General features: G+C 57.9%; 1 protein-coding gene. It reads right to left on the minus strand.

All coding sequences use genetic code 11. The features are described 5' to 3' along the window. Nucleotides 1-57: 57 nt before the first annotated feature. A complete protein-coding gene (locus C0557_RS07605) occupies nt 58-1,410 on the minus strand; it encodes a TolC family outer membrane protein (RefSeq protein ID WP_208658037.1) in 1,353 nt (450 codons plus the stop codon). Nucleotides 1,411-6,710: the final 5,300 nt, after the last annotated feature.

Raw genomic sequence — 6,710 nt, forward strand, 5'->3', positions numbered from 1 at the left:
CAATAAGGGAATATCCCATCAGGAACACCTGAAATACCCCAACCTGAATCCGAACTGTTATTTCAGTTCCGGCAATTCGACTTTTGAAGTTTGCAACTCGTCAACGGGCTGAGCCGAAGAGGGGGGCTGGATATTCAGTTCCTTGAGTAATGTTCCGGTACGTGCGTTGATACGGTACGTCGTAAACATCTCGATAAATTGCAGCTCAATGTAACGGCGTTGAGCGGTGAAGACTTCGTTTTCGCTGTCGAGCATATCCAGCAGTGACCGATCGCCTAAGCTGAACTGCTCCTGATAAGCGATGCGAACCGTCTTGCTTCGATCTGCATAATCTTTGGCGATAGGCACCTGTTTCTCGGCGTTCTGTAACGCGTTCCAGGAGAGGCGTAACTCTTCGTTAAGCTGGCGCAGGGCGTTATTTTTGACATCCTGCGCTTCCTTCATTTTGTAAGCGTCGGACATTAACGCCGCTTTATCACTGCCGCCGTTGTAGAGGTTGTAACTCATCCGCACCATCGCCTGCCATTCCTGGTTATGGCCCCGGGTGCCGTCAATGTTGTCATCCATTGTGCGCGCCACTTCCAGATTTACGCTGGGGTAAAAACGTGACTTCGCCGCCTCATATTGCTGTCGTGTGGCTTCCACATCTGCATCGGCTTGTTTCAGTAACGGGCTGTTTTGCAACATCACTTTCCGCGCTGCTTCCAGCGAATCAGGGATCGCAGACTTGGCGGGAAGGATGAGATCATCAGCTTCTTTACCGACCACGCTCTGATAATTCGCCAGCGAATCATCCAGGTTGGTCTGTTCCGTCAGCAGGTTATTACGAGCCTGCGCCAGTCGGGCTTCGGCTTGTTCGTAATCGGCCTGACGGCCAACGCCCTGCTCGGTACGTAAGGTAATTTGATCGAAAATACGCTCGTGGTTTTTCAGGTTTTCTTCTGCCAGTTGCACCATCTGGCGACCCCGCAGTACATCCAGATAGGACTGGATCGCTGTCAGCGCCGTCGTTTCACTGGTGTCCAGCACCGTCCAGGCGCGGGAGTTGACGGTGGCGGTCTGTCTGGCCACTTCGTTACGGGTGGCGAAACCATTAAACAGGTTCTGCGTCACCGAAATGCTGGATTCGTTGCGTTGCAGATCGAGCTGATGGTATCCCTCTGCGCGCGTGGTCGAGTTATCCGAACGCTCCCAGCCCGTTCCCGCAGAGAGTTCCACGCTGGGGTAATATCCCCCGCGCGCTGCGCGCAGATCCTGTTCCGCCGAATAGCGACGATTACTGGAAGCGCTCACATCCGGATGCCAGAGGATGGCATCTTTCACCGCTTGCTCAAGCGTCGTGGCCTCCGCGCTTTTCATGAAAAGCAGCGTGAGCCCAACTCCGAATAACAGCGTGTTGCGATATAACATATGTCACCTTGTACTGCGTTGAGGTTTATTCCGGGCAAAAGGGAGCTGAATCATGAGCTTCCGTCGCTGTCGGGTTTGGCGATCAAGTTATCCATGTCATCGTGACTGCCTCCATCACCACTTCCCGCGTCATCGCCGCCTTCAGTGGGAGGTGCGGCAGGTGCGGGATGATCGGTATCCTCCGTGGGATCCACTGGCGTGGCTGGCGCGCTGTCACCCTGGATAAGGCTTGCCAGATCCTGATGTTCGTCACCATCAAGGATGATGTCGCTGAAATTGATCGGCTGATCCTGGTCAAGGCCTGGCGAGGCGCTATCGCCGCTATCATGTGAGGCACTGTCGCTGCCTGCACCCGAAGCGCTGCTGTTGTCAGGGTGCGTTGCGTGATCCGCTGTCCCGCCCGTGTCGTTCTCAGCGTGCGCACCATCGTCTCCCAGCAGGTTATTCAGCGATCCTGCATCCGTCGTCGAGACACTCTGGCCGTCGTGCGTTTCGGCATCTTCGCTGCTGCCAAAGTCCAGACTGATCTCACTGCTATCGACCAGTAATGGCGCACTGGCGTTATCGTCAGCAGCCGTCGTGTCGGTATCGGCGGCTGTCTCTGCGTCGGCATGGGTATCTCCGGCGTCGGCATGGGTATCACCGGCATCGGAGTGGGTATCATCGGTATCCGCGTGGGTATCACCGGCATCGGCATGCGAGAGGTCATCCACTGCGGCGCTGGTGGCTTCAGTGTGCGCGCTATCCGCAGCGTCATCCGCAGGGTGATCGTCGCTGCCCGTTGTGTCGGTTCCGCTGACGAATTGCCCGCCTTCCTCACCATTGAAGTTAAAGTCAGTATCGTGATGCTCGGAAGCGGTGGAGTTCACCTCCATCGAGATATCGCCGATATCATGCTGGCCTTCCGGGAGATCGACGGAAACCTGCCCATCGTAATGGGTGGTGTGATCGTCAAAGGTCAGGGTGTACGACCCTTTGTCGCCGTCATAACTAACGCTGCTATATTCCCCGCTAAAGTGCGCGCCTTCTGGCAGGCCGTTGAGAGTCAGCGAGGTCAGGTGATCGCTGCTGTCTGAGCTATCCAGATTGACATCCAGATTCAGGGTCGCAGAGTGCGTAACCTCAGTGCTGCCGCCAAGGGTTGACGAAGGGCCATCACCAAAGACGACCCCTTCGATACCGTTCGCATTACCAATCGGGTGCGATCCATTGTCGCTGTTGGTAATTTGCAGATTATCGATGGTGTTGTTCTGGTGGTTATCCGGGTGATCGACGCCGGTTACGTTGTAATTCGCGCTGTCACCGTTAACAAAGATATAGTCTTTGCCTGCCGCGCCATCGGCCACGCCCTGATTACCGCTGATGCTGTTTACCGGTCTGAAATCATAATGATCGTTCGACCAGTCACTCTGATGGTAGTAACCGCCGGTGTGATCGCCCACGACAAAGATATCGGTATGACCGGCCGAGCTGCCGTTCACATTGCCGTTGCTGTCGTAATAGTGGATCTGGCCCGGATTACTGCATTCAGGTACATGATCGCCTTTAATCGCGCCGTCCGGGCTGTCCGGCGTCAGCCAGACCTGCACGTTGTCGCCAATCGCGATAATGACGCCATTCTGCACATCGTAGCCGTTCGGATCTTCGCTACCGCCGTTGACATGCATCACGTTGTTATCAGACGCCTCTTCCGACTGGCTACCCGGTGTAACGTCTACCGTGAGATGAACATCAACGGCTTCGATACTGGTCACGGTCGCAGTCGTGTCTGCGGCTGGTGCCGCCTGAGCGCTGCTATCGGCGGTTGCTGCCGTATCGGGCTGCGTTGCGGTTGCGTCACTGGCCGTCTCTCCAGCCGTGGTTGTGCCTGCATCATCAGCGGTTACGGCGCTGGCGTTATCCGGGGCTGTCGTGCCGGAATCATCAGCGGTTACGGCGCTGGCGTCATCCGTCGCTGTCGTGCCGGAATCATCCGTTGTGACAGCGTGTGCATCATCATGCGTGACATCATCTGTGGCCACGCTTTCTGAGACTGGATGCAGGGTATCAGCCGACGCGCTCTCCGTGCCGCTGGTCAATTGCCCGCCTTCTTCGCCGTTGAAGGTGAAGTCGTGCTCAATCTGATCGGACGCCGTGGAGCCGACATCTATAGTGATCTCGCCGAGATTGCTTTCACCTTCCGGCAGGGTAACCGTCACCTGGCCGTCGTAATGGGTGGTGCTGTCATCAAATGTCAGCGTGTAGCTGCCATGGGCGGGGTCGTAGGTTACGCTGGTATATTCGCCGCCAAATTGAGCCCCTTCCGGAAGACCATTGATCGTGATTGAGTTCAGATGATCGCTGCTGTCTGAACTTTGCAGATCCACATTGACGTTCAGCGTGACGGAGTGCGTCACATCCGTCGAGCCGCCCAGACTGGAAGAGGGACCATCGCCAAAGACAATGCCTTCGATACCGTTTGCATTACCGATCGGGTGCGTCCCATTTTCCGTATTGGAGATCTGCACGTTATCAACGGAGTTGTTCTGATGGTTATCCGGGTGATCGACACCCGAGACGTTGTAATTCGAGCTGTCACCGTTAACAAAGATATAATCTTTGCCCGCTTCACCCTCAGGCACACCCTGGTTGCCGGTAATGTTATTGACCGGACGGAAATCATAGTGATCGTTCGACCAGTCACCCTGCTGGTAGTAGCCGCCGGTGTGATCGCCCACAACAAAGATATCGGTGTGACCGGCCGAACTGCCGTTCACGTTACCGTTGCTGTCGTAATAGTGAATCTGACTCGGATCGCTGCATTCAGGAACGTGATCGCCTTTAATTGCGCCGTCCGGGCTGTCTGGCGTCAGCCAGATCTGCACGTTGTCGCCGATAGCAACAATCACGCCATTCTGTATGTCATAACCATTTGGATCACCGCTGCCGCCATTGATATGAATGACGTCATTGTCAGATGAATTATCCGTACTGTCGCCCGGCGTCACCGTTACAGTCAGATGCACATCCGAATCGTTGCCTGAATCGGAATGGTGATCGGCATCGGAGTCAGCATCGGCATCGGCGTCCGCATCGGCATCTGCATCAGAGTCTGCGTCCGAGTCGGCATCTGAATCAGCGTCGGCATCAGAATCGGCGTCTGCATCGGCATCTGCATCCGAGTCTGCATCGGCATCGGCGTCTGCATCAGAGTCTGCATCCGCATCCGCATCGGCATCTGAATCGGCGTCTGCATCGGCATCTGCATCCGNGTCTGCATCGGCATCGGCGTCTGCATCGGCGTCTGCATCGGCGTCTGCATCGGCATCTGCATCAGAGTCTGCATCCGCATCCGCATCAGCATCCGCATCAGCGTCTGCATCGGCGTCCGCATCCGCATCAGCGTCTGCATCGGCATCCGCGTCCGCATCGGCGTCAGAGTCTGCATCTGCGTCTGAATCGGCATCAGAATCCGCATCCGCATCCGCATCGGCATCGGCATCGGCATCGGCGTCCGCATCAGCATCCGCATCAGCGTCTGCATCGGCATCCGAGTCCGCATCGGCATCCGCGTCCGCATCGGCGTCCGCGTCTGNATCGGCATCGGCATCCGCATCGGAATCTGCATCGGCATCCGCATCGGCGTCCGCATCGGAGTCAGCATCCGCATCGGCATCGGCATCGGCATCGGAGTCTGCGTCCGAATCGGCATCTGCGTCTGAATCTGCATCCGCATCAGCGTCGGAATCGGCATCTGCGTCTGAATCTGCATCCGCATCAGCGTCGGAATCGGCATCCGAGTCGGCATCGGCATCCGCATCGGCATCGGCATCCGCATCGGCATCGGCATCCGCATCGGCATCGGCATCGGCGTCCGCGTCCGAATCTGCGTCTGCGTCGGCATCGGAGTCTGCGTCCGAATCGGCATCGGCATCCGCGTCCGCATCGGCGTCGGAATCCGCATCCGAATCGGCATCCGCATCCGAATCGGCATCGGAGTCAGCATCGGCATCGGCATCGGAGTCAGCATCCGCATCCGCATCGGCATCGGCATCCGAGTCCGCATCCGAATCGGAATCAGCATCCGCGTCGGAGTCTGCGTCTGAATCCGCATCTGCATCTGCATCCGCGTCGGAATCTGCATCAGCATCTGCATCGGCATCGGAGTCCGCGTCAGCATCCGCATCCGCATCCGCATCAGCGTCGGAATCGGCATCAGCATCGGCATCAGCGTCCGAATCCGCATCGGCGTCGGCATCCGCATCTGCATCAGCGTCGGAGTCTGCGTCTGCATCCGCATCGGCGTCGGAATCGGCATCGGAGTCAGCATCGGCATCGGCATCCGCGTCGGCATCGGCATCGGCGTCCGCGTCCGCATCGGCGTCCGCGTCTGCATCTGCATCTGCATCTGCATCTGCATCAGAGTCTGCGTCGGAATCGGCATCCGCGTCAGAATCCGCATCCGCATCGGCATCAGAATCCGCATCCGCATCCGCATCCGCATCCGCATCCGCATCCGCATCCGCATCAGCGTCGGCATCCGCATCAGAGTCTGCGTCGGAATCGGCATCCGCGTCAGAATCCGCATCCGCATCGGCATCAGAATCTGCGTCTGCATCCGCATCGGCGTCGGAATCGGCATCGGAGTCAGCATCGGCATCTGCATCTGCATCTGCATCTGCATCAGAGTCTGCGTCGGAATCGGCATCCGCGTCAGAATCCGCATCCGCATCGGCATCAGAATCCGCATCCGCATCCGCATCCGCATCCGCATCCGCATCCGCATCCGCATCCGCATCCGCATCCGCATCCGCATCCGCATCCGCATCAGCGTCGGCATCCGCATCAGAGTCTGCGTCGGAATCGGCATCCGCGTCAGAATCCGCATCCGCATCGGCATCAGNATCTGCATCCGCATCCGCATCAGAGTCTGCGTCGGAATCGGCATCGGAGTCAGCATCGGCATCGGCATCCGCGTCGGCATCGGCATCGGCGTCCGCGTCCGCATCGGCGTCCGCGTCTGCATCTGCATCTGCATCTGCATCAGAGTCTGCGTCGGAATCGGCATCCGCGTCAGAATCCGCATCCGCATCGGCATCAGAATCCGCATCCGCATCCGCATCCGCATCCGCATCCGCATCCGCATCCGCATCCGCATCCGCATCCGCATCCGCATCCGCATCCGCATCCGCATCCGCATCAGCGTCGGCATCCGCATCAGAGTCTGCGTCGGAATCGGCATCCGCGTCAGAATCCGCATCCGCATCGGCATCAGAATCTGCATCCGCATCCGCATCAGAGTCTGCGTCGGAATCGGCATC

It is taken from the genome of Kosakonia sp. MUSA4 (assembly GCF_013085925.1).
Lineage (GTDB): Bacteria > Pseudomonadota > Gammaproteobacteria > Enterobacterales > Enterobacteriaceae > Kosakonia > Kosakonia sacchari_B.

What these genes read in the sequence shown, in the direction of transcription:
- C0557_RS07605 (WP_208658037.1), bottom strand. Translation starts at nt 1,410, where the DNA reads ATGTTATATCGCAACACGCTGTTATTCGGAGTTGGGCTCACGCTGCTT.